The sequence below is a fragment of the Pseudomonas sp. Irchel 3H9 genome (assembly GCF_900187495.1).
Lineage (GTDB): Bacteria > Pseudomonadota > Gammaproteobacteria > Pseudomonadales > Pseudomonadaceae > Aquipseudomonas > Aquipseudomonas sivasensis.
Map to the genome: position 1 here is coordinate 703,940 of NZ_FYDK01000003.1, position 25,085 is coordinate 729,024.

23 protein-coding genes are annotated in these 25,085 nt (G+C 59.0%); 14 read left to right on the forward strand and 9 right to left on the reverse strand.

What is annotated here, in order from left to right; all coding sequences use genetic code 11:
• Nucleotides 1-199: 199 nt before the first annotated feature.
• The gene (katE, locus tag CKW32_RS15015; protein ID WP_095185298.1) at nt 200-2,341 is read left to right on the forward strand and encodes a catalase HPII; all 2,142 of its coding nucleotides are present in this window, start codon (nt 200-202) and stop codon (nt 2,339-2,341) included.
• A gap of 101 nt (nt 2,342-2,442) precedes the next feature.
• Here the strand turns inward: katE and CKW32_RS15020 are convergent, their stop codons facing one another.
• The 4 genes from CKW32_RS15020 to zur are packed head-to-tail and all read right to left on the reverse strand — an operon-like array spanning nt 2,443 to nt 5,248.
• Entirely contained in the window at nt 2,443-3,162 is a 720-nt protein-coding gene (locus CKW32_RS15020) for a PA5502 family lipoprotein (protein ID WP_095185299.1), read from the reverse strand.
• A 37-nt stretch (nt 3,163-3,199) separates the two neighbouring features.
• A complete protein-coding gene (gene znuB / locus CKW32_RS15025) occupies nt 3,200-3,988 on the reverse strand; it encodes a zinc ABC transporter permease subunit ZnuB (protein ID WP_032885058.1) in 789 nt (262 codons plus the stop codon).
• Nucleotides 3,981-4,766: a zinc ABC transporter ATP-binding protein ZnuC gene (gene znuC, locus CKW32_RS15030; RefSeq protein WP_032885056.1), complete on the reverse strand. Its 786-nt coding sequence runs from the start codon at nt 4,764-4,766 to the stop codon at nt 3,981-3,983. The genes znuB and znuC overlap by 8 nt, the downstream gene beginning before the upstream one ends.
• Entirely contained in the window at nt 4,766-5,248 is a 483-nt protein-coding gene (gene zur, locus CKW32_RS15035) for a zinc uptake transcriptional repressor Zur (protein WP_032885055.1), read from the reverse strand. Before zur ends, znuC begins: the two co-directional genes overlap by 1 nt.
• Nucleotides 5,249-5,306: 58 nt before the next feature.
• Between zur and CKW32_RS15040 the strand changes: the two genes are divergently transcribed.
• Entirely contained in the window at nt 5,307-6,236 is a 930-nt protein-coding gene (locus tag CKW32_RS15040; protein ID WP_032885054.1) for a zinc ABC transporter substrate-binding protein, read from the forward strand.
• 128 nt (nt 6,237-6,364) lie between these two features.
• Here CKW32_RS15040 and CKW32_RS15045 read toward each other — a convergent pair whose 3' ends face one another.
• Nucleotides 6,365-7,318, reverse strand: coding sequence for a homoserine kinase (locus CKW32_RS15045; protein ID WP_095185300.1), 954 nt, complete (start codon nt 7,316-7,318; stop codon nt 6,365-6,367).
• A 56-nt stretch (nt 7,319-7,374) separates the two neighbouring features.
• The gene (locus CKW32_RS15050; RefSeq protein ID WP_032885051.1) at nt 7,375-7,665 is read right to left on the reverse strand and encodes a DUF2782 domain-containing protein; all 291 of its coding nucleotides are present in this window, start codon (nt 7,663-7,665) and stop codon (nt 7,375-7,377) included.
• Between the two features lie 74 nt (nt 7,666-7,739).
• Here CKW32_RS15050 and polA point away from each other — a divergent pair, with 74 nt between their 5' ends.
• Complete coding sequence (polA, locus tag CKW32_RS15055; protein ID WP_095185301.1) at nt 7,740-10,517, forward strand: DNA polymerase I; 2,778 nt, start codon at nt 7,740-7,742, stop codon at nt 10,515-10,517.
• Between the two features lie 269 nt (nt 10,518-10,786).
• Here polA and yihA read toward each other — a convergent pair whose 3' ends face one another.
• A complete protein-coding gene (yihA, locus tag CKW32_RS15060; protein ID WP_032885049.1) occupies nt 10,787-11,428 on the reverse strand; it encodes a ribosome biogenesis GTP-binding protein YihA/YsxC in 642 nt (213 codons plus the stop codon).
• Nucleotides 11,429-11,632: 204 nt separating this feature from the next.
• Between yihA and CKW32_RS28600 the strand changes: the two genes are divergently transcribed.
• The 6 genes from CKW32_RS28600 to CKW32_RS15090 all read left to right on the forward strand — a co-directional run bounded on the left by CKW32_RS28600 (nt 11,633) and on the right by CKW32_RS15090 (nt 17,099).
• Nucleotides 11,633-11,842: a cytochrome gene (locus CKW32_RS28600; protein ID WP_233896924.1), complete on the forward strand. Its 210-nt coding sequence runs from the start codon at nt 11,633-11,635 to the stop codon at nt 11,840-11,842.
• Nucleotides 11,843-11,875: 33 nt separating this feature from the next.
• Nucleotides 11,876-12,502, forward strand: a complete 627-nt coding sequence (locus CKW32_RS15070) for a cytochrome c (RefSeq protein WP_095185302.1) — start codon at nt 11,876-11,878, stop codon at nt 12,500-12,502.
• A gap of 168 nt (nt 12,503-12,670) precedes the next feature.
• Nucleotides 12,671-13,306 carry a thiol:disulfide interchange protein DsbA gene (dsbA, locus tag CKW32_RS15075; protein WP_032885047.1) on the forward strand — a complete coding sequence of 212 codons (636 nt, stop codon included), beginning with the start codon at nt 12,671-12,673 and terminating at the stop codon, nt 13,304-13,306.
• 10 nt (nt 13,307-13,316) lie between these two features.
• Nucleotides 13,317-14,198 carry an endonuclease/exonuclease/phosphatase family protein gene (locus CKW32_RS15080; protein ID WP_032885046.1) on the forward strand — a complete coding sequence of 294 codons (882 nt, stop codon included), beginning with the start codon at nt 13,317-13,319 and terminating at the stop codon, nt 14,196-14,198.
• Nucleotides 14,195-16,234 (forward strand): diguanylate cyclase, encoded by a 2,040-nt coding sequence (locus CKW32_RS15085; RefSeq protein ID WP_095185303.1) that lies wholly within the window; start codon nt 14,195-14,197, stop codon nt 16,232-16,234. The genes CKW32_RS15080 and CKW32_RS15085 overlap by 4 nt, the downstream gene beginning before the upstream one ends.
• 88 nt (nt 16,235-16,322) lie before the next feature.
• A complete protein-coding gene (locus CKW32_RS15090; protein ID WP_095185304.1) occupies nt 16,323-17,099 on the forward strand; it encodes an N-acetylmuramoyl-L-alanine amidase in 777 nt (258 codons plus the stop codon).
• A 3-nt stretch (nt 17,100-17,102) separates the two neighbouring features.
• Here CKW32_RS15090 and CKW32_RS15095 read toward each other — a convergent pair whose 3' ends face one another.
• The gene (locus tag CKW32_RS15095; RefSeq protein ID WP_032885043.1) at nt 17,103-18,890 is read right to left on the reverse strand and encodes an ATP-binding protein; all 1,788 of its coding nucleotides are present in this window, start codon (nt 18,888-18,890) and stop codon (nt 17,103-17,105) included.
• Nucleotides 18,891-18,900: 10 nt separating this feature from the next.
• Entirely contained in the window at nt 18,901-20,247 is a 1,347-nt protein-coding gene (gene algB / locus CKW32_RS15100) for a sigma-54-dependent response regulator transcription factor AlgB (RefSeq protein WP_032885041.1), read from the reverse strand.
• A 377-nt stretch (nt 20,248-20,624) separates the two neighbouring features.
• Here algB and CKW32_RS15105 point away from each other — a divergent pair, with 377 nt between their 5' ends.
• The 5 genes from CKW32_RS15105 (at nt 20,625) to CKW32_RS15125 (ending at nt 25,015) form a co-directional block, all read left to right on the forward strand.
• The gene (locus CKW32_RS15105; protein WP_032885189.1) at nt 20,625-20,924 is read left to right on the forward strand and encodes a hypothetical protein; all 300 of its coding nucleotides are present in this window, start codon (nt 20,625-20,627) and stop codon (nt 20,922-20,924) included.
• Between the two features lie 85 nt (nt 20,925-21,009).
• Nucleotides 21,010-21,174: a DUF1328 domain-containing protein gene (locus CKW32_RS15110; RefSeq protein WP_003170804.1), complete on the forward strand. Its 165-nt coding sequence runs from the start codon at nt 21,010-21,012 to the stop codon at nt 21,172-21,174.
• A gap of 2 nt (nt 21,175-21,176) precedes the next feature.
• Nucleotides 21,177-21,644, forward strand: coding sequence for an inhibitor of vertebrate lysozyme family protein (locus CKW32_RS15115; RefSeq protein ID WP_032885040.1), 468 nt, complete (start codon nt 21,177-21,179; stop codon nt 21,642-21,644).
• A gap of 712 nt (nt 21,645-22,356) precedes the next feature.
• Nucleotides 22,357-23,688 (forward strand): glutamate/aspartate:proton symporter GltP, encoded by a 1,332-nt coding sequence (gene gltP / locus CKW32_RS15120; protein WP_032885038.1) that lies wholly within the window; start codon nt 22,357-22,359, stop codon nt 23,686-23,688.
• Nucleotides 23,689-23,785: 97 nt separating this feature from the next.
• A complete protein-coding gene (locus tag CKW32_RS15125) occupies nt 23,786-25,015 on the forward strand; it encodes a nucleoside recognition domain-containing protein (protein ID WP_048721443.1) in 1,230 nt (409 codons plus the stop codon).
• Nucleotides 25,016-25,085 lie beyond the last annotated feature (70 nt).

Below are 25,085 nucleotides of genomic sequence, written 5' to 3' on the forward strand. Positions count from 1 at the left end.
CCATCTAGTGTTTCTTAGCATTTATTTCGCATTCAACCTGCGATTTGGCAATAACGCGATCAAAGGTCATAAAAAAGGAACGGCCCAAAACCCCATCAGTCACTACTTAAGCAACTCGATTTCCCAGGTGCCGTGCCTGGGGTTTTGCTCAAACGAGCCGGGCACCGCTCTGGCCACTTTGAATAAGGAGTTTTGACTGATGAGTACCAAGAAGCCAGCCACACCGCCGAAGAGTGACCTTGCGGGCACCGATACCCTGGATCGTGGTAACACCAACGCCAAATTACACAGCCTGGAACAGTTTCGCTCAGACGCTACTGGCCAAGCCTTGCGCACCAACCAAGGTGTGAAGATTTCCGACAACCAGAACAGCTTGAAGGTCGGCGCGCGAGGGCCTTCGCTGCTGGAAGATTTCATCATGCGTGAAAAGATCACGCATTTTGACCATGAACGCATCCCCGAGCGCATCGTGCATGCCCGAGGTACGGGCGCCCATGGTTATTTCCAATCCTATGAGAACCATTCGGCGCTGACCAAGGCCGGCTTCCTACGCGACCCTGGGCACAAAACCCCGGTGTTCGTGCGTTTTTCCACCGTGCAAGGCCCGCGTGGTTCCGGCGATACGGTGCGTGACGTGCGTGGCTTTGCCGTGAAGTTCTTCACTGAAGAAGGCAACTTCGACCTGGTGGGCAACAACATGCCAGTGTTCTTCATTCAGGACGCGATCAAATTTCCGGACTTTGTGCACGCGGTAAAACCTGAGCCGCACAACGAGATTCCTACCGGCGGCTCGGCGCACGACACCTTCTGGGATTTCGTCTCTCTGCAACCGGAGTCGGCACACATGGTGATCTGGGCCATGTCCGACCGGGCTATTCCTAAAAGCCTACGGAGCATGCAGGGTTTTGGCGTACATACGTTCCGCTTTATCAATGCCGAAGGCGTCTCCAATTTCGTTAAGTTTCACTGGCGCCCTACCGCCGGTACGTGTTCGTTGGTGTGGGACGAAGCACAAAAGCTCGCAGGTAAAGACACCGATTACCACCGTCGCGACCTGTGGGAGTCCATTGAAACCGGTGATTACCCTGAGTGGGAACTGGGCGTACAGGTAATCCCTGAAGACAAGGAACACGCCTTCGACTTCGACATTCTCGACCCGACGAAGCTGATTCCGGAGGAATTGGTGCCGATTACGCCGCTGGGCAAAATGGTGCTGAACCGCAATCCGGATAACTTCTTTGCTGAAGTTGAGCAGGTGGCGTTCTGCCCTGGGCATATCGTTCCGGGCATCGACTTCTCTAATGACCCACTGCTGCAGGGGCGCCTGTTTTCCTACACCGACACGCAGATCAGTCGCCTGGGCGGCCCGAACTTTCATGAGTTGCCGATCAATCGGCCGGTAGCGCCATTTCATAACGGCCAGCGCGATGCTATGCACCGCACGGTGATTGACAAGGGGCGTGCTGCCTACGAGCCCAATTCGATCGATGGCGGTTGGCCGAAAGAAACGCCACCTGCGGCGCAGGACGGTGGTTTCGAGTCGTACTACGAGCGTGTTGATGCCAATAAAGTGCGTGAGCGCAGTGAATCGTTCGGCGACCACTTCTCTCAGGCGCGCCTGTTTTTCCGCAGCATGAGCAAGCATGAGCAAGAGCACATCATTGCGGCGTACAGCTTTGAGCTGGGCAAGGTCGAACGTGAGTTTATTCGTGCGCGGCAGGTCAACGAGATCCTGGCCAATATTGACCTGGAACTGGCCAAGCGCGTGGCGCAGAACCTCGGCCTGCCGGTACCGAAAAAGGGCACAGTGGAAGAGCGCGAGACCGCGTTGGCACGCTCGCCTGCTTTGAGCCAGGCGAACTTGTTGCCTGCGGATATCAAGACGCGCAAGGTGGCGATCTTGGCGGCGAATGGCGTGGACGGCGTGGCGATTGCGGCATTGAAGAAGGCCTTGGAAGCCGAGGGTGCGCACGCCAAATTGCTGGGTCCAACCTCGGCACCGGTTACCACGGCGGATGGCAAGAGCCTGCCGGTGGACGCGACGATGGAAGGATTGCCGTCCATTGCGTTTGATGCGGTCTTTGTGCCTGGCGGTAAAGAGTCAGTGAAGGCGTTGAGCGCGGATGGTGTGGCGTTGCACTACGTGCTGGAGGCTTACAAGCACTTGAAGGCTATTACCGTCGCCACTGATGCCAAGTCGCTGTTGGATCTGTTGAAGCTTGAGGTGGATGCGGGGCTGATCGTGGGGTCGGATGCGAAGGCGTTCAAAGCGTTCTTTGCCGCGATTGGGCAGCATCGGGTATGGGATCGTGAGCCTAAGGCCAAAGCGATTCCGGCTTAACTATTTGGGTGTCTGTTAGACCGCTATCGGGAGCATGCCCCTCCCACATTTTGAACTGTGAATACACTCAAAATGTGGGAGGGGGCATGCTCCCGATGCGTTTATTGCGCCCTGCGCGGAATCAACACAACCTGCGCCGGGATGTGTTTCAGAATCTGCCTGTGAATCTTCAGCTCATACGCCGAATCAATGCGTTTCACCCGTTTGGTCAGCAGCGTAGCCAACCACGGGTAATCCTCGGTGCGTGGCGCCTGAATGCTCACGTCGCACTGGTAATTCACCACGTCGGTGGCAATCGCATCCAGTTGATGGCGCAATTCTTCGATATTGGTGAGGTTCAAGGCCACCGTGGTGCTGGGCGCCGCCGGGTCGATGACCTTGGCGGCGGGCTTGGCCTCGGCGGCCTTGAGCGCCTCTTCGGCTTTATCCAGTTCGACCTTGCGGGCGTGGGTAATAGCGCTGTTGACGCCGCCGGTCAGGGCTGGCGCCTTGGGCATCAGCGCGCGGGCGCGGCTCAGGGCGGTGGCGGCGGCGTTGACGTCACCTTTTTGCAGCACGATCTGGCTGCGCTGCAGGTAGGCTTCGGCCAATTGGCGCTGATAAGGCTCTAGTGTCGGGTCGTTAGGCGACTGGGCCTGCAACGCTGCCAACTGGTCTTCGGCAGTGGCAAGCTCGCTGCTGGCGAGGTTTTGCTCCAGCTGCGCGATGGCCGCAGCACGTGGGTCCGGAGCCTCGGGGGCGGCGGGCGGTGTGCTTTGGCAGGCGCCCAGCAGCAGGGAAAATGCGGCAAGGAGCAGATAACGGGAGGTGAACGGCTTCATTCCTGCGACTCTCTATTTGCGCAAAAAGCGAGCAAGTCTACACCCCTCGACGGGGCAGGACAAAACTCAGCAGAAACAGGGCGGCGGCCGCGACCACAATCGATGGTCCGGCTGGCGTGTCCTTGAACCAGGACAGCGCCAGGCCTCCGCACACTGCTAGCATCCCCAGAAGGCTTGCACCGATGGCCATCTGCTCGGGTGAGCGGGCGTGGCGTTGGGCGGCGGCGGCGGGGATGATCAGCAGCGACGTGATCAACAATACGCCGACAATCTTCATCGCGACAGCGATCACCACGGCGATCAACAACATTAGGGCCATGCGCAAAGCCGATACGGGCAAGCCTTCGACCCTGGCCAGTTCTTCATGCACCGTGATTGCCAGCAGTGGGCGCCACAGGACTACCAGAAGTACCAGAACAGCAGCACTGCCGCCGAGGATCCAGGCCAGGTCCGTTGGGCTGATCGCCAACAGATCGCCGAACAGATAGGCCATCAGGTCGATGCGGACTTCATGCATAAAGCTCAGTACGACCAGGCCTAGTGACAACGTGCTCGGCGCCAGAATGCCCAGCAGGGTGTCCGAGGCCAGCGGCTGGCGCTGTTGCAGGGTTACCAGCAGCACCGCCAGCAGCAGGCAGCCTACGGTCACTGCGATGGTCGGGCTTACATCCAGCAGGAAACCCATCGCCACGCCCAGCAGCGCGGCGTGGGACAAGGTGTCGCCAAAGTACGCCATGCGACGCCAGACCACGAATGAGCCCAGCGGGCCAGCCACTAGCGCCAAAGCCAAGCCTGCCAGCAGGGCGTAAAGCAGAAAATCAGCCATGCTTGCAGCTATCTCCATGAACGTGGGTATGAGGTGTGGCCGGGTCGTCAACCACAGCGCCATGCAGGTCATGGGCGTGGTCGTGATGGTGGTGGTAGATCGCCAGGCTCTGGGCATTTTTGCCGAACAACTCGACAAACGCCGGGTCGCCGCTGACCTGTTCCGGGTGGCCGGAGCAGCACACGTGGCGGTTGAGGCACACCACTTGGTCAGTGGTGCTCATGACCAGGTGCAGGTCGTGAGAGACCATCAGCACGCCGCAGCCGTGGCGGTCGCGCAGGCGTGTGATCAGGCTGTACAACTCGGCCTGGCCGGCGACGTCGACGCCCTGCACGGGCTCATCGAGCACCAGCAACTCGGGCTCGCGCAGCAGGGCGCGGGCCAGCAATACGCGCTGCATTTCGCCGCCGGAGATGCTCTGCACCGGGCTGTCGATCACTTGTTCGGCGCCGACTTCCTTAAGTGCAGCCTGTGCGCGGACACGGTCTACGCCAGGCACCAGGCGCAGGAAGCGAAGTACAGAGAGGGGCAAGGTCGGGTCGACGTGAAGCTTCTGCGGCATGTAACCGACGCGCAGCTTGGGCTTGCGCCATACGCTGCCGCTGTCGGGCTTGAGCAGGCCAAGCACGGCACGCACCAGGGTGGTCTTGCCGGCGCCATTTGGGCCGATCAGGGTAACGATCTGCCCCGGCTCTACGCTCAGTGCGATGTTATCCAGCACGCTTTGCCCGGCGAACGTGACCCCAACCTGCTCCAGTCGGATTAAAGCGTTGCTCATCAAGCCCCCTGGCAGCCCGCGCACAGGCCGACCACTTCGACCGTTTGCCCTTCGACCCTGAAGCCAACGTCGGCGGAGCTTGTGATAATGGCGTCACTGATGCTTTTTTGTTCAAGTTCGATGGCGGCGTGGCACTCGCGACAGATGAGGAACTGACCCTGGTGTGCGTGCTCTGGGTGGTTGCAGCCGACAAAGGCGTTGAGCGATGCGATGCGGTGTACCAGGCCGTTTTCCAACAGGAAGTCCAGCGCGCGGTACACGGTTGGAGGCGCGGCGCGGCGGCCGTCCTGCTCGCTGAGCACGCCCAGAATGTCATAGGCGCCCAGCGGCTTGTGGCTCTGCCACACGAGTTCCAGCACCCGGCGACGCAAGGCGGTCAGGCGCAGGCCTTTCTGCGCACACAGGGTGTCGGCTTCCGACAGCGCGGTGTGCACGCAGTGAGAGTGGTCGTGGGGACGGCTGGCAAGCGGTGTTTTAGGCATGAGCGGCGACAGATATTTGATAGAGACGTTATTATGTTACCCGTTCCTACGTCATTGAGTGGTCATCGTGTCCCGACTTTTTCCCGTTTTTGTCGTTTTCATCACCAGTTTGTTCATCGCAGGCACAGTTCAGGCCGAGGTACGGGTACTCACCAGCATCAAGCCTCTGCAGTTGATAGCCGCGGCTGTGCAGGACGGCGTGGCCGTGCCGGAGGTGTTGTTGCCCCCCGGCGCATCGCCGCATAACTTCGCGTTGCGCCCATCCGACGTACGGCGTGTGCAGTCGGTGGATCTGCTGTACTGGATTGGGCCGGATATGGAGAGTTTCCTGCCTCGCGTGTTGAAAGGTCGTACAGCGACGACGGTAGCGGTGCAAGACTTGCCGGGAATGAAACTGCGTCGTTTCGGCGAAGATAGCCATTCTCACGCTGACGATGCCGACGAACATGACCACGATCACCGCCCGGGCAGCCTGGATGCGCATTTGTGGTTGTCCACGGTAAACGCCCGGGTGATTGCTGCACGTATGGCAGCCGACCTGAGCGCCGCTGACCCAGTGAATGCCGAGCGTTACCAGAGCAACGCAAAGGCGTTTGCCGGCCGTCTGGACGCCCTGGATGCACGCCTGAAAAAACGCATGGCGAGCATCGGCGACAAGCCTTATTTCGTGTTCCACGAAGCCTTTGATTACTTCGAAGATGCTTACGGGCTTAAGCACACCGGCGTGTTTAGCGTCGCCTCCGAAGTACAGCCAGGTGCCCAGCATGTAGCGGCAATGCGTACTCGCTTGCAGGAAGTGGGCAAGACCTGCGTGTTCAGTGAACCGCCGTTGCGCCCGCGCTTGGCAGAGACGCTGGTGGCCGGGCTGCCGGTGAAACTGGCTGAATTGGATGCGTTGGGCGGGTATACACCGGCGACGGCTCAGGGTTATGAGCAGGTGCTGGAGAAGCTGGGGAATGACTTGGCCGGTTGCCTGGAGTCGTTGTAAGCCTCACAACGAAGATCAAATGTGGGAGGGGGCTTGCCCCCGATGAAGGCGCTTCAGTCGATGATAATTTGACTGATGCATCGCCATCGGGGGCAAGCCCCCTCCCACATTTTTGACCGGGTTGGTCCTTAGAGCGCGAATGGCAGGTGGACGGTGACCTGCTGGCGCTGCGCCAACCGATGTTCGAACTCGGCGGGATCGTGGATCAACACGTCCTGGCCGGCAAATGACTCAGCGGCAATCAGCCGTGACAGCCAGAACCGCACGCATGCCACTCGCAACATGGTCGGCCAAAGCTCCGCTTCCTTCGCTGTAAACGGTCGCAGTCCAGCATAAGCGCCCAACAACGCACGAGCGCGTTGTCCGTCGATCACACCATCGTCATCCGAACACCAGTCATTCAGCGCGATTGCCACGTCGTAGAGCATTGGGCCCGAGCAAGCATTGTAGAAGTCGATCAAGCCCGTCAGGTGTGTACCTTCGAACATTGCATTGTCGCGGAACAGGTCGGCGTGCACGTTGGCGCGCGGCAGGGCGAGAATCTCGGCCTTATGGGCTTCGATTTCAGTCAATGCAGCGTTCAGCAGGCTTTGCTGTGCATCGTTCAAATGCGAAATTAGCTGCGCACCTTCGCTGAGCATCCAGTCCAGGCCGCGATCAGTTTTGCGTTCCAGCACCTTCTCGCCTTGCGTCGCCAAGTGCAGGTGACCAAGCAACTCACCTACTTGGGCGCAATGCTGTGCGTTGGCGTCTTTGATGTGCTTGCCGGCCAGGCGTGGTTGCAGCAGTGCCGGTTTACCCTTCAATTCGCGCAAAGCCATGCCATCGGTGGTCCGCAGGGCGTATGGCACAGGCAGATCGGCGTCGTGGAGCACGTCGAGCAGTTCGATGAAGAACGGCATCTCCGCGACAGGGCCGCGCTCAACGAGGGTCAGGACGAATTCGCCCTGCTCCAGGCTGATAAAGAAATTGGTGTTTTCGCTGCCGGCAGCAATCCCCTGGAAGTCAAGCAGGCGGCCGAGCCCGTAAGGGGCGAGAAAGGTTTCCAGCTCGGGCCGAGCCAGGGGGGTGAACACAGACATGGTTAAAACTGCCATTACGGGCGCCGCTGTGGGCGGCGCCAATTGAAGTTAAGAAATCATTTCCATTCGAAGATCTTCCATGACGGGATCAGCATATCCGGCTGGTCAGAGCGGATGAAGTTTGCGTCGGTTCCGTCCGCGCGCACCAGGAAATAGGGAGGAGCACCTTTAACGGTCACCTTGATTGCATACAGGAAGCCGTTTTGACGGTACTCCTGAATAGTCCTGTTGCCTTCCGTGCGAATGGTCACTTCCGGGTCGCCCGAAGGCGCATCGTCTGCCGCCATGGCAGCCATCGGAGCGAGTGCAATCAAGCCAGTCAACAGCAGGCGATTGAATGTACGCATGATAACCTTGTCCCTTTGTTTTCATTGGTCCGGCTATTCTAGCGCCAGACCCGCCGAAAAGGTTGATCCTGCTCATGAGCCAAGCGCCCCTCGTCCTGGTGGACGGTTCTTCTTACCTGTACCGCGCCTTCCACGCGCTGCCACCGCTGACCACTTCCAAAGGCCTGCCGACCGGTGCGGTCAAGGGCGTGTTGAACATGCTCAAAAGCCTGCGCAAGCAGTACCCGGACAGCCCCTTTGCGGTGGTGTTCGACGCCAAGGGTGGGACTTTTCGTGATGACATGTACGCCGAATACAAGGCTAACCGTCCGAGCATGCCCGATGACATGCGCGTGCAGATTGAGCCGCTGCATCAGAGTGTGATCGCCTTGGGCTTCCCGCTGCTGTGCGTTGAAGGCGTTGAGGCCGATGATGTGATCGGCACCCTGGCCCGCAGCAGCGCGGCGGCTGACCGTCCGGTAGTGATCTCCACCGGCGATAAGGACATGGCGCAGTTGGTCGACGGGCACATTACCTTGGTCAATACCATGACCGGTAGCGCCATGGACGTGGACGGCGTAAAGGAGAAATTTGGCGTCGCTCCGGAGCAGATCATCGACTATCTGGCGTTGATGGGTGATTCGTCCGACAACATCCCGGGCGTTCCGGGGATTGGTCCTAAGACCGCTTCCGGCTTGCTGGTGGGTGTGAATGGCGGCCTCAAAGAGCTTTATGAACAGTTGGATATTGTGCCGACTCTGCCGATCCGTGGTGCCAAGACGCTGCCGGCCAAGCTTGAAGAGCACCGGGAGATGGCGTTTCTTTCCTACCAACTGGCGACGATCAAGATTGATGTGCCGCTGGACGTGGGATTGGACGATCTGCACCTGATTGAACCAGACCGCGAGAAGCTGCTGGAGCTTTACACGCTGTTGGAGTTCAAGAGCTGGATTGATGAGATTCAGCGCGATTCCAAGCGTGTTGAACTGAAGGCGGTACCGGTGGCTGAGAAAGCTGTTGAACCCCAAGCGCCCGTAGAAGCCTCGTACACCACAATCCTCGACCAGGCCACGTTCGATCTTTGGCTGAAGAAGCTAAACGACGCGAAGTTGTTCGCTTTCGACACTGAAACTACCGGGATCGACGCCCAACAGGCGCAACTGGTCGGGGTTTCCTTCGCTGTGCAGCCCCATGAAGCGGCGTACATCCCGCTGACCCACTCCTACATTGGCGCGCCGGAACAGCTGGATCGTGACACCGTACTGCTGGCCTTGAAGCCGTTGCTGGAAGATCCGTCCAAGCTCAAGGTTGGCCAGCACGCCAAATTCGACATGAATATCTTGGCCAACTGCGCCATTGGCGGCGACCCGGCAAACGGCATCACCGTGCGTGGCATCGCGTTCGACACAATGCTTGAGTCCTACGTGCTGAACTCCACCGCGACGCGCCATGATATGGACAGCTTGGCCAAGAAGTACCTGGACTACGACACTGTCAGCTTCCAGGACATCGCTGGCAAAGGCGCCAAGCAGTTGACGTTTGACCAGATCGCGCTTGAACAAGCGGGTCCCTATGCGGCCGAAGATGCTGACGTAACCTTGCGGTTGCATCAGGAACTGCATGCGCAACTCGCTGCTATCCCGAGCCTGGCCAGTGTGCTGACGGACATCGAAATACCTTTGGTACCCGTGCTGGCCCGCATCGAACGCCAGGGCGCTTTGGTCGATGCGAAGTTGCTCGGCGTTCAGAGTATTGAGTTGGGCAACAAGATGGTTGAGCTGGAACGCCAGGCCTTCGAGATCGCTGGTGAGGAATTCAACCTGGGTTCACCTAAGCAACTCGGGGCGATTCTCTACGAAAAGCTGGGTCTGCCGGTGCTGAAGAAGACTGGCAAAGGACAGGCGTCTACCGCCGAAGAAGTGCTCGCCAAGCTGGCCGAAGATGACTATCCGCTGCCTAAGGTACTCATGCAGTACCGCAGCATGAGCAAGCTCAAAAGCACTTACACCGATCGCCTGCCGGAGCAGATTAACCCGCGCACCGGGCGTGTTCACACGTCATATCATCAGGCTGTGGCGGCAACCGGGCGCTTGTCTTCCAGTGACCCGAACCTGCAGAACATCCCCGTGCGTACCGCCGAAGGGCGGCGGATTCGTCAGGCATTCGTGGCGCCCAAGGGCTACAAACTGCTGGCGGCGGACTATTCGCAGATCGAACTGCGGATCATGGCGCACTTGTCCAAGGATGAGGGGCTTATGAATGCGTTCCGCAACGACCTGGATGTGCATACCGCGACGGCGGCTGAGGTATTCAAGGTCGAATTGGCTGAGGTCACGTCCAATCAGCGTCGCAGTGCCAAGGCAATCAACTTTGGTCTGATCTACGGCATGGGGGCACAGAAGCTCGGCAAGGACATCGGCGTCGATACCAAGACTGCAAAGGCTTACATCGACGTGTACTTCGCCCGCTACCCAGGGGTTCGCGACTACATGGAGCGCACCCGCGCCCAGGCTGCCGATCAGGGGTACGTGGAAACCTTCTTCGGTCGCCGGCTGTATTTGCCGGATATCAATTCCAATAAGCCTCAGGAGCGCGCGGCTGCAGAACGCACCGCGATCAACGCGCCGATGCAGGGCACGGCGGCGGACATCATCAAGAAAGCCATGGTGCTGGTGGATAACTGGCTGACCGACTCGGGCCTCGATGCCAAGGTGATCCTGCAGGTACACGACGAATTGGTGCTTGAGGTGCGTGAGGACTTGGTCGAGCAGGTCAGCGAGAAGATCCGCGAACACATGAGCGCGGCGGCACAGTTGGATGTGCCGTTGGTGGTCGACGTGGGCGTTGGCGATAACTGGGACGAAGCACACTGATATCGGGCGTTTGCCACCACCGGGCGTGGTGGCAGAGTGCTTTAGTTCAAAAGTCGACGTTGGTTATTTCCAATAGTTTTCTGATACCGCCGGAACTTAACCCGTGAACTGCTACTCAGAGTTACTGAATGGGTGGTGAAGCCCTTCAATGCTCCTATGTTGTGTTAAGTGTTGGCAGATATCTGGGCCCCGCCCTAGCGGTCCAGAACTTGAACCCCGAACTTCCCCTCCCCATACGAAGTCCGGGGTTTTTTTTGCCCGCAGAAAAGTTACTCGGCGATTTCCGCGCCCTTGTCTGCTAATTCCATCCAGCCTGCCAGTACGGTGTAGGCCTCTTCCAGACCCATGCGCTTAGGCGCCGAGAACAGCTGGATGGTGATTGTGTCACCCCAACCTTTGCGGATTTCGGCCTGCACTTTGAGCAGAGTGTTCTTGGCGGCGCCGTAGGTCAGCTTGTCGGCTTTGGTCAGCAGGATATGCATGGGCATGCCGCTGGCGACGGCCCAGTCGAGCATCAGCAGGTCGAAGTCAGTCATTGGATGACGGATGTCCATCATCAGAATCAAACCCTTCAAACTCTCCCGGCCACCCAGGTAAGCCTCCAGGTGACGCTGCCAGTGCAGCTTCAGCGGGATAGGTACTTTTGCATAACCATAGCCTGGGAGGTCGACCAGACGCCGATCATCGTCTAGCTTGAAGAAATTGAGCAGTTGCGTGCGGCCCGGTGTTTTCGACGTGCGCGCGAGACTGGCGTGGGTCAGGGTGTTCAGCGCGCTGGACTTACCGGCGTTGGAACGGCCGGCAAAGGCGACTTCAAAGCCCTCGTCATCGGGGCATTGGTCTACTTTGGCGGCGCTGAGCATAAAGGTGGACTGTTGGCACAGGCCTAGGATGGGATTCTTGAGTTGCATGAGATTTCCGATGTGGGCGGTGCCGAGAAAGGGTGCGGCAAGCGGTGTCGTTTCCGTTTCAGTAGCGCCAGTATATAATGCCGCAGATTTTGTGTGTGCTTTGTCCCAGCGAAGGATGAGGTACACGGGAGCGAAAGACCTTTATTGCGCATTAGAACGCAAAACGCTCTCAAGCCCTGAAAAGGTCGATGTATGACCTGATGGTTGCTCGCTTTTGGTGCCCTGATCCCGCTTTACGGCGCTCAGGCTACACAGGAACCGGAAGCGCTGTACAACCGAGTTTGCGTGGCCACGACAGTGCGACACGTGACCGAGGGTTTCAAGGCAATGCCGCCGCGTGGTTTGTGCATGGACTGCAGTACTGAGGATTACCATGCCGTCATTGAGTTGATGGTGAGTAAACCCGGTAGATAACTCTTAAACCCTTAGCCGTAGTTGGATTAGCTGATGAACAAACTGATCGTGAGTCTGCTGTTGACCTTGGGCATCACTGGCGCTGCCGTCGCTGCAGAGGGCCCCATTAAAGGTGATGCCACTGCCGGTCAAGCGAAAGCCGCTGTGTGTGGTGCCTGCCACGGACCGGATGGCAACAGCCCGGCGCCGAACTTCCCCAAACTCGCTGGCCAGGGTGAACGTTACCTGACCAAGCAGATGCAGGATATCAAGAGCGGCAAGCGCACTGTGCTGGAAATGACCGGCCTACTGGCGAACTCCAGCGATCAGGACCTGGCAGACATCGCGGCGTATTTTGCCAGCCAGAAGGGCAGCGTGGGAGCTGCTGATCCTAAATTGGTGGCACGCGGCAAGAAGCTATTTCGCGGTGGCAATCTGGATAAAGGCCTGCCGGCCTGCACCGGCTGCCATTCACCGAACGGCGCGGGTATTGCGGCAGCGGCCTTTCCTCACTTGAGTGGTCAGCACGCTCAATACATCGCCAAGCAGCTGACGGATTTCCGCAAGGAAGAAGGTGGTCGAGCTAACGATGGCGACGCGGCGATCATGCGTACCATCGCCCGCAAGCTGAGCGATGAAGACATCGCAGCCCTCTCCAGTTACATCCAGGGCCTGCACTAAGCGCCTGCAACGTTAACGCTCGATTAATCCCGCGATGCAAGCATAAAAAGGGTGGCCCAGGCCGCCCTTTTTTGTGGCCGGTGCCGTTACACTAACGAACTCATGCCCGCGTAGACCTGTCACACCTAAAGGTCGCGTGAGGCGACTTTATTTGTCCAGGAGTAAAGCATGCGTAATCTGATCCTCAGCGCCGCTCTCGTCACTGTCAGCCTTTTCGGCATGACCGCACAGGCTGCCGACGTGCCGCTTGAAGCCGGTAAAACCTACGTGGAATTGGCCAATCCAGTGCCTGTTTCTGTGCCGGGCAAGGTTGAAGTGGTGGAGCTGTTCTGGTACGGCTGCCCGCATTGCTACGCGTTTGAGCCGGTCATCAACCCTTGGGTCGAGAAGCTGCCTAAAGACGTGAACTTCAAGCGCATCCCGGCCATGTTCGGCGGTCCATGGGATGCCCACGGCCAGCTGTTCCTGACCCTGGAAGCCATGGGCGTGGAGCACAAGGTCCACAACGCGGTATTCAACGCGATCCAGAAAGAAGGCAAGCGCCTGACCAAGCCAGAAGAAATGGCTGACTTCGTCGCGACCCAAGGCGTCGACAAAGACAAGTTCCTGGCCACCTTCAACTCGTTCGCCATCCAAGGCCAGATCAAGCAGGCCAAGGAACTGGCGCAGAAGTACGGCGTACAAGGCGTACCGACCATGATCGTCAACGGCAAATACCGTTTCGACCTGGGCACTACTGGTGGTCCTGAAAATACCCTCAACGTTGCAGACCAGCTGATCGCCAAAGAGCGCGCAGCCAAGTAAGGGGCTTCCCATGCGCCGCTGGGGCACCACCGAACGTGTCGTTGGCCTGCATGACCCGCAGGTCAATGAGCATCACCTGGAATCGACAGGCTTGCCGGCGGACAATCGTCTGCGTCTGCTCAGTTTCAATATCCAGGTGGGTAACAGCACCGAGAAGTACCGTCACTACATCACCCGTGGTTGGCAGCATTTGCTGCCCCACAACGGGCGGGCCGGTAACCTGCAGAAGATCGGCGACCTGTTGAGTGACTTCGACCTGGTCGCCTTGCAGGAAGCCGATGGTGGCAGCATTCGCTCGGGCTACATCAATCAGGTCGAGCATCTAGCCCATCTTGGGGCTTTCCCCTACTGGTATCAGCAACTCAATCGCAACCTCGGGCGCTTGGCGCAGCACAGCAATGGTGTGCTCAGCCGCTTGAAGCCGACTGCCATCGAAGACCATCCATTGCCGGGTCCAAAGGGGCGTGGGGCGATCCTCGTGCGTTTTGGCGAAGGGCCTGAAGCCTTGGTGGTGGTAATGATGCACTTGGCGCTCGGGGGGCGTACGCGCAACCTTCAGTTGGCTTACGTGCGCGATTTGATTGGCAAATACAAGCATCAGGTGCTGATGGGGGATATGAACACCCATGCCAACGACCTGCTGCAGAATTCCCCGTTGCGCGACCTAGGGCTATTGGCGCCGCAAGTCGAAGCCACGTTTCCGAGCTGGCGACCGCAACGCTGTCTTGACCATATCCTGCTCAGCCCGAGCCTCACACTGGAAAGTGTGCAGGTGCTGGCGCAGCCCATTTCCGATCACCTGCCGGTCGCGGTAGAGATTCGTCTGCCGGGCTCGCTCACGGCAGATGCATTACCCGCGTTGAGCCCTGGCCCTCGCGGACCCCTTGCATGAGCGACGACGCCCAGCGCTGGAAAGAAAAATACCTGCTAAGTATCGAGCAACAAGAAAAGCTCGAACGCCGTTGGGCTGCACGCCTTGATCTGCTGCGCCGCGGGCTGGTGCGTAGCACGCTGGCGGCGGAAGGTACCGACCGGGCCGTTGATCAATGCATGAAGGAAATGCGCGACGTTGTGCGCACCGACGACATGGACGCCGCCCTCGCGGCCTTGCTGCCGCGCCTGGAAAAAGCCGTGCTCGATTCTGAGCAGCGCCGCGAAACCCGCATTGACCAGATGAGCACCGCACTGACGTCCCTGGTTACGCAGTTGCAAAAGTTGCCGCTGCCCCGTGAGGTAGCCCGTCCGCTGAAAACCTTTGCCAAGCAGTTGGATGGCCGCGTCAGCCAGGCTCGAGAGATTCCTTTGTTGCTCAGCGAGCTGAGCAACCTGCAAGGGCAGGCGCTGAATAACCTGGAGCCGGAGGGTGAAACTCCGCGTCCTGGGCCAGGTTTGTTGCAGCGTCTGTTTGGTGCCAAGGACGCCGCGAGCGAAACGGTAGCCACTGAGCCCGTTGCCAGCCCAGCGCCGTCCCCCGTTGTGACCCACGCCGCCGCCGAGCCTCAGGAACCTGAGCAAAACGATGAACTGACGCAAGCCCTGCGGGCCTTTGCGCCGCAGACTCAGGAGCCGGTTGCTGCACAACCTGAACCCGCCAAGGCCGCCAGCGAAGCGTTTGTGTACGAGGCGCCTGCGCAGAGGGTGGCAGAGGTTGCGCCTGTCGCCGAAGCTCCAGCGCCTAAGGCGCCACAGCCTCAGGAGGAAGAGCCAGCGGCCGAAAGCGCCCTCGCGGCCTTAATCGAGACCCCGCCGGTAGCGGTCGAGACGCCGGATGAGACGGTGATCGGTAGTCTCTCGCTCCCGCCTGTGTTGGAGGTCGATGAGCCTGACCCCAACGAGCTGCAATCGGACGGCCCCTATTCCCTGCCTGACTCACCCGAGCCGTCCTACAGCTCCGTGGCCAAGCATATTGAAGACACCCTGCTCGGCCTGCTGGAAGAGCTGTCACTGCCCGAGCGCCATCGGCCACAGGCCGAAGCCATGCGCGAGCGCCTGGCCCACGGTCTGAACTGGTACGAACTGCTGCCGATCCTTGATGACTTGGCGGTGCTGATGCTGGCGATCACCGACAGCGGCCAGCATGAGTTCGAGGCCTACCTGAAACAGCTTAACGAGCGTCTTGAGGCCTTCCAGGGCCACCTGCAAGTGGCCAGCGACGGTCATGCCGACAGCCGCTCCGCAGCCCGGGAGCTGGACACGCAGATTCGCGAGCAGGTCGACGGCCTGCAAAGCAGTGTGCAGGACGCCGCGGACTTGGACAGCCTCAAGCAGGTGCTGGAAAGCCATCTTGAGGGTTTGCTGGGCACCATGGACGAGCACCAGCAGCAGCGTGACCAACGCGAGCAGGAAGTGGCGGCGCGCTTGAAAGGGCTGGCCGAGCGGGTTGCCAATATGGAGCAGGAGGCCCAGGGCTATCGCGAGCACCTCGAGGTGCAGCGCCAGAAGGCGCTGATCGATCCGCTCACCGACTTGCCCAACCGCGCCGCCTGGAGCGAGCGCCTCGACCATGAGGTCAATGCTTGGCACCAGCACGGCAATAATTTGTCGCTGGCGATGCTGGACCTGGACCACTTCAAGCGCATCAACGATGGCTACGGCCACCTGGCCGGTGACAAGGTGCTGAAGATTATCGCCAACGTGCTGCGCAAGCGCCTGCGCTCCAACGATTTCATCGCGCGGTTTGGCGGTGAAGAGTTTGTGCTGCTGATGCCTGATTCATCCCTGTCGGATGCCTTGGGCGTGGGTGAAGTGCTGCGTGCGGCGATCGAGGCCTGCCCGTTCCACTTCAAGGGCGAGCCGGTGACGATTACGGTATCCATGGGGGTGGCGCAATTCCAACCGGGAGAACGCAGTGACCTGGCGCTCAAACGAGCGGATGAGGCGCTGTACCGGGCTAAAGCGGCAGGTCGTAACCAAGTGCAAGCGGCATAAAAGTTGTTCTATTTTGTAACTTGACCGCTTGGCCACGGACCGTACGTTACACTGTTGCATTATCGTCTTCAGCGTGCTGTCTTCCGCCATGAAATTCTTGTACTTCACCTTTGTGCTTCTTCTGCTCGCCGGCTGCGCCAGCGGTCCCCGCCTGAACACCAGCCACCCCTCGGCGAACCACGACAATCGCGTGCAGTTCGTGGTTGTCCACTACACCTCCACCAATCTTGAACAATCACTGGCCCTGCTGACCCACGGCGAGGTCAGTGCGCATTACCTGATCGGCGACGACGCCTCTGCCACCATCTACAAGCTGGTGGATGAAAGCCAACGCGCCTGGCACGCGGGCGAAAGCGAGTGGATGGGGCGTACCTGGCTCAACTCCAGCTCCATCGGGATCGAAATTGTGAACCCCGGCTATAAGGACACGCCCACAGGTCGCCTGTGGTACCCGTATTCCGAGGCCCAGGTAAAATCGCTGGTAGTGCTGCTCAAGGACATCAGCAAGCGCAATGGCATCGACCCCAAGAACATCATTGGTCACAGCGATATAGCGCCGCTGCGCAAGCTGGACCCGGGACCGTTGTTCCCTTGGAAGCGCCTGGCCGATGAAGGTCTGGGTGTGTGGCCGGATGCTCAGGCGGTCGCGCGCTTTCAGGTGCAATATGCTGCTGAACTGCCGAGCATCACCTGGTTCCAGGAGGAGTTGGCGCTTCTTGGTTACCCGACACCCCAGACCGGTGTGTTGGATGTCGCAACGCGTCATGTGATCGCGGCGTTCCAGATGCGTTTTCGGCCTTCCCTGTTTGCTGGGGAGCCGGACGCCGAAAGTGCCGCTATTTTGCGTGCCCTCAACCGGCGCTAAAGGTTAAAGCGGTAACGCCATGTAGAACTGAGTGCCCTGCCCCGGCCGCGAATACACCCCCATGCGACCGCCGTGCAGTTGCACAATCTCTTTGCACAGCGCCAGTCCAAGGCCGGCGCCGCCTTTCTTGCGGCCCACCTGGACGAAGGGTTCGAAGATGCGCCCTTGTTGGCCATAGGCGATACCTTCGCCATTGTCCTCGACACTGATGATTACCCGCTCGCCATGGCGTCGAGCCTGCAGGTGAATCTGCCCGCCGTCGGCGGTGTGACGCAGGGCGTTGCCCAAAAGGTTGTCGAGCACACGCTCCAATTGCGCCTGGTCGGCATACAGGCGTGGCAGGTCGGATTGAACCTCTACCAGCAACTCTATGTTCTGCGCATTGGCGGGCTCCACAAAGCGCGCACGAGCGTTTTCAAGCAGGTCGGTCACGTCGCACGGGCCCAGGGTGAGTTTCTGCAGGCCGTTCTGGTAGCGCGAAAAATTGAGCAAGTCGTTGATCAACTGCATCAGGCGCTGCATCTCTTCATTGACCGTATCCAGCAGGTCCGCTTCGCGGGAGTCCGCCGGGAATTTCGCACGTTCGCGGAACAGGCCGAACGCCATGTGCATGCCAGTCACCGGCGTGCGCAATTCGTGGGATGCCCGCAGGACGAACTCGCTGCGTACCCGTTCAAAGGCGCGCTGTTCGGTCACGTCGTGCAGCACCATGACCGCCCCGAGAATATGCCCCTCGGTATGGCTGACAGGTGTGAGGCTGTAGGTCAGCAGGCGCAGTTCGCCCTCGACTTCCACTTCCAGATCATCCGGCGCCCGTTCCAGGTTGCCGCCGCGCAGCACCATTTGCAGCTGTTCATCCAGTTCGGGACGCATCAGGGCTTCGCCCAGGCCTTGGCCGAGGCGTTCCTCGTCCCAGCCCAACTGGCGCTGCGCGACGGGGTTGAGATGTTCCAGGCGGCCTTGGCGGTCAATCATCAGCAGGCCATCGTCGATGCTGTCTAACACAGCTTGCAGGCGCTGCTGGCCGGCCAGCAGTTCGTCAACGTTGGTCGCTTGATGCTGACGAACCGCCTCGGCCATCAGGCCAAAACGGCGGGTTAACAGGTTCATTTCCGCTGCTGAAGAAATCGGCAGCGTCACCTCGAAATCACCTTGGCCGATCTTGTCCGCCGCTTTGGCCAGCGCCTCAATTGGCCCGCCGAATCGCCGGGCGATGCCATGGGCGGTGACAAATCCGATGATCAGCACCGCGAGCCCCACCAACCCCAGCAAACCAGCGATCAGCAACGCCCGCTCACGGGATTTATGCTCGCTGGCGCTGATGTTATCCAGGGCCTGCTTATGTTCGGTAATCAGCCCGTTGCGCAGCACATTGAAGGTTTCGGTGAGTTTTTCCTTGCTGCCCGGCGGCGGCGACGCTTGCTGGGATTGGTCGAAGGCTTCAAGCAAGTCTTGGTATTGGAGGCGTGCCTGGCTGAAACCGTTGCCATGGCCATCGCGCTGTTCGTGGGCGATACCCTGTTCCAGCAAGTCGAAGTAACGTTTTTTGGAGGCTTGCAGCGCCTCGGGGTCAGGGCGCTGCTCCAGCATCATGATCAACTGGTCGCCAAGGATCTGGCGCAGTTTGAGGCCCAGGTCCAGGGTGACAAAGTTGCTGCGGATCAGCGATTCCTGGGTCTTAGCCATCTGCATCACGCTGACTAAGCCCAGGATCAACCCCAGCAGAGCGACGGTTATCAGCGCTGAAATGCTCAGGAATAAACGAGTGCGCAGTTTCATCGCTAACTTCATAGGGTGCAGCTCACAGGTTGTACTGTTTGCGTTTGCGATACAGGGTCGACGCGTCGATGCCGAGGGTGCGTGCCGCCTGGTCCAAGGTGTCGCTGGTGGCCAGAACCGCACCGATATGGGCTTTCTCCAGCTCGTCCAGACTCAACGCCGCCCCGATACGCGGTGCATTGTTGGTCGGTTGTTCGGCCATGCCTAGGTGGACGATTTCTACCTTTTCCTGCGGGCAGATGATGCTCGCCCGCTCCACCACGTTACGCAGCTCACGGATGTTGCCGGGCCAGCGATAGTTGAGCAGCGCTTCACGTGCTTGATCACTGAAACCCCGCGCCGGCCGGGCGTATTCCTTGACGAAGCGCGCCAGGAAACGGTCTGCCAGCGTCAGGATGTCTTCACTGCGCTCGCGCAGCGGCGGCAAGTGCAGGGTGATGACGTTGAGGCGGTACAGCAAGTCTTCACGGAAACGTCCGTCGCGCACCATGTCTTCCAGGTTTAAGTTGGTGGCGGCGAGGATACGCACGTCGGCCCGGCGGGTGACCGGGTCGCCCACGCGCTCGTATTCCTTGTCCTGGATAAAGCGCAGTAACTTGGGCTGCAACGTGAGCGGAAAATCGCCGATCTCATCAAGAAACAGCGTGCCACCGTCTGCCTGATTGACGCGGCCCAGCGTGCTCTCACTGGCGCCGGTGAAGGCGCCACGGCTATGACCGAATAGCTCGCTTTCCATCAGCTCAGCGGTCAGCGACGGGCAATTGATGGTCACGCAGGATTTCTTGGCGCGTTTGCTCCAGCCGTGAATAGCGCGGGCCAGTTCGCCTTTACCGGTGCCTGATTCGCCAAGGATCAAGATGTTGGCGTCGGTCCCCGCCACCTGGCGCGCGGTTTCCAGCACCACCATCATTGACGGGCTATGAGAGTCGAGGCCGTCTTTGGGCTGGCGCACTGCACCTTCTAAAGCCTCCAAGCGCGCGGAAAGTTGGCGCACCTCCAATTGCTTGGCCGTAGCGAGGCGCAGTTGATCGGGGCTGCAAGGCTTGACCAAGTAATCGGCGGCACCGGCCTGGATCGCGTCCACGGCGGTATCGACGGCGGAGTGAGCGGTGACAATCACCACGCGCATCCACGGTGCCTGGATACGCATATGTGCCAGCACATCCAGACCGTTGTCTTCGCCCAGGCGCAGGTCCAGGAAGCACAGGTCGAACACCTGGCGTTGCATCAGGGCATCGGCCTGGGCGGCGCTGTTGGCGGTGGCGACGGTGTAGCCTTCATCTTCCAGGCAATAACGGAAGGTGCGGAGGATCGCGGACTCGTCATCCACTAAAAGAATGCGGCCTTGAAGTTCCTTGGCTGATTCCATCTGTCCCGCGCTCCTTAACTATAAATGATGGTGTTTAGTCCCGGAATAATCGGGCAAGTTGCATGGTTTATTCTGATTGATAAAAGGCATTGCCGTGCAGGTATCTGCATCTTTTCCTACAAAGCCCCGCCTGATGGCGTTTTCATGCCTTCTTGCCACTTCGGCAACTACTCCGTTGCTTTCGATCCTTTGATCCGACCACTGACCGTCGTGCATTTCGCACGGCCTATAAAGGGCGATCGTGCAGGATGCTGCACTGCCATTGTGTCTTTAATGCATAAGCTACTGATTTCATTGGGTTTTATTTTGTAAAAAAGCTGGCATGCACGCTGCAATACCTCTCTCAATGAATAATCAAAATGCGGGAGAACATCAGCATGACTCGCCAAATCCTCAGCCAATTGTGTGTATCGCCACTGCGCTTACAGCAAGGCATGTTTGCCAGCTTGGCCGTAATGGTCACGCTGATAGCAGGCCAGCAGATGCAACATTGGCAGCAGAGTCAGCAGCAAACCCCGCATTTCGAACGTCCGGCGATGACGCAGACACATTTCAGTTCCATTGGCAGCCGTACCGTCGGTGCTGCTTCTGCTGATGTAACTGCACCGCAATTGAGAGTGGCCGAGCAGGATTCCACCCTGGGCGAGCTGCCAACCCAAGAACGTTGGGTGTTTTAGGCAATAAAAGCGGCCGCTTGTGTAGGGCGGCCGTACGGCACGGCACTACCGCTGTTACCTCTATCGAAGCGTAAGGAGAATCACCATGTTGAGTTGGGCAATCACATTTCTGATCATCGCCATTGTGGCTGCAGTTCTGGGCTTTGGTGGTATCGCGGGCACCGCCACTGGGATCGCTAAGATCCTGTTCGTAGTCTTCCTGGTGATGTTCATTGCTTCGTTCTTCTTTGGTCGTCGCGGCCGAGGCTGAATATGACCACTCTGTGCTTTAAAACCATGGCTGTCGCCCTGCTCTTGGGCGGCAGCGGCCTGGCGATGGCCGCCAATGACGGCCAATCCCGGGCCAACCAATTGCTGACCGCGGACCCGCAGTACCGCGAGACTTGGCAAGACGTGGTGAAAAAAGAAGAGCGCTTGCCGGAATGGGTGATGAACCTGTCAGGCACAGCCGAGCAGATGAACGCCGTGGAAGAAGATGGTGACAAGTACTTGGTCGGGCCGCTTTGCGAAACTGCAGACACGTGCAAGAACAAGCGCCTGATCGTCGCCTTCAGCTTCGACAAGGAAGATGCCTACGCCATGTTGGTGGAAGTGCCCGCCGGTTTGCCGGCAGATAAATCCCCAACACGCCATGCCGATTACCGTTTTATCGGTAAGCCGGATGAAGGCATGCAGAAGCTGCTGATGGAGCAGCTGAAGAAAGATCCGAATTGGTACTAGGTCCCGGCTACGGGGCCAGCGTCCATAGAAAGAAGCACCCTTGCTTCTTTCTGTTTGCACCGCTCGCCAAGAGCGGTGCATGACCAAGGGGCTGGGTTGCTCTGATCAAATGGGATCGGCGTGACCTACGGGTACAGGGAGTGCCTGCGCAAGGGCCGGGTCAGGCGAAAAGCTGCGACGCAAGTTCACAAGCCCCCTGCTTGCTGAACTTGCGGCGGGCTTATGACTTTCATCCCTGCCTTTTATGCCGCCCATAGCTGCGAATTTTCTTTTTGCTTGTTCCCAACCATTACTTGGTGTGTCGGGACGACCATCTATCGAGAAAGTTTTGTCGACGCTATAGGACATTTCTGACGCAATGCCGCGTGATTCCCAGGCATTTCTGCCAACGCACCAAACACGTGCAGAATCTCTGCGCGAGCCTGAATTGGCCGGTTCACGGCATATTCACCTGACAATATGTCGCATATGAACTGACCGTTCGGACAGTTATTATGAAAAAAAGTCATGCCGATTCGGCATAGGGTAGGCGTTTACGGCATTAGACGTCGCTCCCTTGCATCGGAATAGTTGCGCCTTTTTTCGCCTGCCAGTAAGCCATTTCGGCCACGCTGCGGTGACCTTTCATGGAGGCAGATGCACACACTTTTTCGCTTTCGAGCGGTCCAGCTGGCGCATTTGCCTTAAGTTCACTTGAAGTAAGGGTAATGACATGAAGAAGGCAAAGCTAAGCCTCGCCTGGCAGATCCTCATCGGTTTGGTGCTGGGGATCGCAATCGGCGCAGTGCTCAACCATTTCAGTGCTGAAAAGGCCTGGTGGATCAGCAACGTGCTGCAGCCAGCGGGCGATATCTTTATCCGCCTGATCAAGATGATCGTGATCCCGATTGTGATTTCCTCGTTGATAGTCGGCATTGCCGGTGTCGGTGACGCGAAAAAGCTCGGTCGTATCGGCGTCAAAACCATCCTTTACTTCGAAGTCGTCACCACCATCGCCATTGTGGTCGGCCTGTTGCTGGCCAACCTGTTCCATCCGGGCGCGGGCATCGACATGAGTACCCTCGGTACGGTGGATATCTCCAAGTACCAGGCGACCGCCGCCGAGGTGCAGCATGAGCATGCGTTTATCGAGACCATCCTCAACCTGATCCCGTCGAACATCTTCGCCGCTGTTGCCCGTGGCGAGATGCTGCCGATCATTTTCTTCTCAGTGCTGTTCGGCCTGGGTCTGTCGAGCCTCAAGCCTGAGCTGCGTGAGCCGCTTGTGACCATGTTCCAAGGCGTGTCCGAGAGCATGTTCAAAGTCACCCACATGATCATGAAGTACGCCCCGATCGGCGTATTCGCACTGATCGCAGTGACTGTCGCTAACTTTGGCTTTGCCTCCTTGCTGCCGCTGGCCAAGCTGGTGATCCTGGTTTACGTCGCCATCCTGTTCTTCGCTTTTGCAGTACTGGGCCTGATCGCCCGACTGTTTGGCTTCTCGATTCTCAAGCTGATCCGCATCTTCAAAGATGAGCTGGTACTGGCTTACTCCACCGCCAGTTCCGAAACCGTGCTGCCGCGCGTGATCGAGAAGATGGAAGCTTATGGCGCGCCAAAGGCTATCTGCAGCTTCGTGGTGCCGACCGGTTACTCGTTCAACCTCGACGGTTCGACCTTGTACCAGAGCATCGCGGCAATCTTTATCGCCCAGCTGTATGGCATTGACCTGTCGATCGGTCAGCAACTGATGCTGGTGCTGACTCTGATGGTCACCTCCAAAGGCATCGCCGGCGTGCCGGGCGTGTCCTTCGTGGTGCTGCTGGCCACCTTGGGTAGCGTCGGGATCCCGCTGGAAGGCCTGGCGTTCATCGCCGGTGTGGACCGCATCATGGACATGGCGCGTACCGCCCTCAACGTGATCGGTAATGCCCTGGCGGTATTGGTCATCTCCCGTTGGGAAGGCATGTACGACGACGCCAAGGGCGAGCGCTACTGGAATTCGCTGCCGCACTGGCGCACCAAGCAAGCCCTGCCGACTGCCCAAGCCACTCGCGGCTGATAGTCCGACGGCTCTAAGACAAACCCCGGTAAATCCGGGGTTTGTCGTTTCTGCCAGCCCCGCTATCATTCGCCCCATCTTTCGGGGGATTTAACTGATGCTCAATGGCCTGTGGCTTGGCTTCTTTGTCGTGGCGATGGTGTCAGCACTGGCGCAATGGCTGGTGGGGGGTAACGCCGGGATTTTTGCGGCGATGGTGGAAAGCATTTTCGCCATGGCCAAATTGTCGGTGGAAGTGATGGTGCTGCTGTTCGGCACCCTGACCCTGTGGCTGGGCTTTCTGCGTATCGCCGAGAAAGCCGGGATCGTCGATTGGCTGGCCAAGGCCCTTGGCCCGCTGTTTCGCCGCCTGATGCCGGAAGTGCCGGCCGGCCACCCTGCCATCGGTCTGATCACCCTCAACTTCGCCGCTAACGGCCTGGGCCTGGATAACGCGGCCACTCCAATCGGCCTAAAGGCCATGAAGGCGTTGCAGGAACTTAACCCCATCCCCAACACGGCGAGTAACGCGCAGATTCTGTTCCTGGTGCTCAACGCCTCGTCTCTGACACTGCTGCCAGTGACCATCTTCATGTACCGCGCCCAGCAAGGCGCCGCCGACCCGACGTTGGTGTTCCTGCCGATCCTGTTGGCCACCAGCGCTTCTACTCTGGTGGGCCTGCTGTCGGTGGCGGTGATGCAGCGTCTGCGGCTGTGGGATCCGGTGGTGCTGGCTTACCTGATTCCGGGTGCGTTGGTGCTGGGCGGCTTTATGGCGTTATTGGCCACGCTATCTGCCACGGCGCTGGCCGGTTTGTCGTCGATCCTCGGCAACCTCACGTTGTTTGGATTGATCATGCTGTTCCTGGTGATCGGCGCGTTGCGCAAGGTGAAGGTGTACGAGGCGTTTGTCGAAGGGGCCAAAGAAGGCTTCGACGTGGCCAAGAACCTGTTGCCTTACTTGGTTGCGATGCTCTGTGCCGTGGGTGTTTTGCGCGCCTCCGGGGCCTTGGACTTTGGCCTTGAGGGGATTCGCCATCTGGTCGCTTGGACCGGCATGGACACGCGCTTTGTCGATGCATTGCCCACGGCGATGGTCAAGCCATTCTCCGGCAGCGCTGCGCGGGCGATGTTGATCGAGACCATGCAGACTCAAGGTGTGGACAGCTTCCCGGCTCTGGTGGCGGCGACGATCCAGGGCAGTACGGAAACCACCTTTTATGTGTTGGCGGTGTACTTCGGCTCGGTGGGCATTCAGCGGGCGCGGCATGCCGTGGGCTGTGCGTTGCTGGCTGAGTTTGCTGGTGTCGTGGCGGCGATTGCGGTGTGCTACTGGTTCTTTGGCTGAGGCTCGGATCGCTATTGGGAGCAAGCCCCCTCCTACATGTTGATCTGTGAACACATTCAAAATGTGGGAG

What these genes read in the sequence shown, in the direction of transcription:
- zur (WP_032885055.1), bottom strand. Translation starts at nt 5,248, where the DNA reads ATGCCTAAAACACCGCTTGCCAGCCGTCCCCACGACCACTCTCACTGC.
- algB (WP_032885041.1), bottom strand. Translation starts at nt 20,247, where the DNA reads ATGGAATCAGCCAAGGAACTTCAAGGCCGCATTCTTTTAGTGGATGAC.
- CKW32_RS15110 (WP_003170804.1), top strand. Translation starts at nt 21,010, where the DNA reads ATGTTGAGTTGGGCAATCACATTTCTGATCATCGCCATTGTGGCTGCA.
- gltP (WP_032885038.1), top strand. Translation starts at nt 22,357, where the DNA reads ATGAAGAAGGCAAAGCTAAGCCTCGCCTGGCAGATCCTCATCGGTTTG.
- CKW32_RS15105 (WP_032885189.1), top strand. Translation starts at nt 20,625, where the DNA reads ATGACTCGCCAAATCCTCAGCCAATTGTGTGTATCGCCACTGCGCTTA.
- polA (WP_095185301.1), top strand. Translation starts at nt 7,740, where the DNA reads ATGAGCCAAGCGCCCCTCGTCCTGGTGGACGGTTCTTCTTACCTGTAC.
- znuC (WP_032885056.1), bottom strand. Translation starts at nt 4,766, where the DNA reads ATGAGCAACGCTTTAATCCGACTGGAGCAGGTTGGGGTCACGTTCGCC.
- CKW32_RS15125 (WP_048721443.1), top strand. Translation starts at nt 23,786, where the DNA reads ATGCTCAATGGCCTGTGGCTTGGCTTCTTTGTCGTGGCGATGGTGTCA.
- CKW32_RS15090 (WP_095185304.1), top strand. Translation starts at nt 16,323, where the DNA reads ATGAAATTCTTGTACTTCACCTTTGTGCTTCTTCTGCTCGCCGGCTGC.
- katE (WP_095185298.1), top strand. Translation starts at nt 200, where the DNA reads ATGAGTACCAAGAAGCCAGCCACACCGCCGAAGAGTGACCTTGCGGGC.
- yihA (WP_032885049.1), bottom strand. Translation starts at nt 11,428, where the DNA reads ATGCAACTCAAGAATCCCATCCTAGGCCTGTGCCAACAGTCCACCTTT.
- CKW32_RS15020 (WP_095185299.1), bottom strand. Translation starts at nt 3,162, where the DNA reads ATGAAGCCGTTCACCTCCCGTTATCTGCTCCTTGCCGCATTTTCCCTG.
- CKW32_RS15095 (WP_032885043.1), bottom strand. Translation starts at nt 18,890, where the DNA reads ATGAAGTTAGCGATGAAACTGCGCACTCGTTTATTCCTGAGCATTTCA.
- znuB (WP_032885058.1), bottom strand. Translation starts at nt 3,988, where the DNA reads ATGGCTGATTTTCTGCTTTACGCCCTGCTGGCAGGCTTGGCTTTGGCG.
- dsbA (WP_032885047.1), top strand. Translation starts at nt 12,671, where the DNA reads ATGCGTAATCTGATCCTCAGCGCCGCTCTCGTCACTGTCAGCCTTTTC.
- CKW32_RS15045 (WP_095185300.1), bottom strand. Translation starts at nt 7,318, where the DNA reads ATGTCTGTGTTCACCCCCCTGGCTCGGCCCGAGCTGGAAACCTTTCTC.
- CKW32_RS15050 (WP_032885051.1), bottom strand. Translation starts at nt 7,665, where the DNA reads ATGCGTACATTCAATCGCCTGCTGTTGACTGGCTTGATTGCACTCGCT.
- CKW32_RS15115 (WP_032885040.1), top strand. Translation starts at nt 21,177, where the DNA reads ATGACCACTCTGTGCTTTAAAACCATGGCTGTCGCCCTGCTCTTGGGC.
- CKW32_RS15070 (WP_095185302.1), top strand. Translation starts at nt 11,876, where the DNA reads ATGAACAAACTGATCGTGAGTCTGCTGTTGACCTTGGGCATCACTGGC.
- CKW32_RS15085 (WP_095185303.1), top strand. Translation starts at nt 14,195, where the DNA reads ATGAGCGACGACGCCCAGCGCTGGAAAGAAAAATACCTGCTAAGTATC.
- CKW32_RS15080 (WP_032885046.1), top strand. Translation starts at nt 13,317, where the DNA reads ATGCGCCGCTGGGGCACCACCGAACGTGTCGTTGGCCTGCATGACCCG.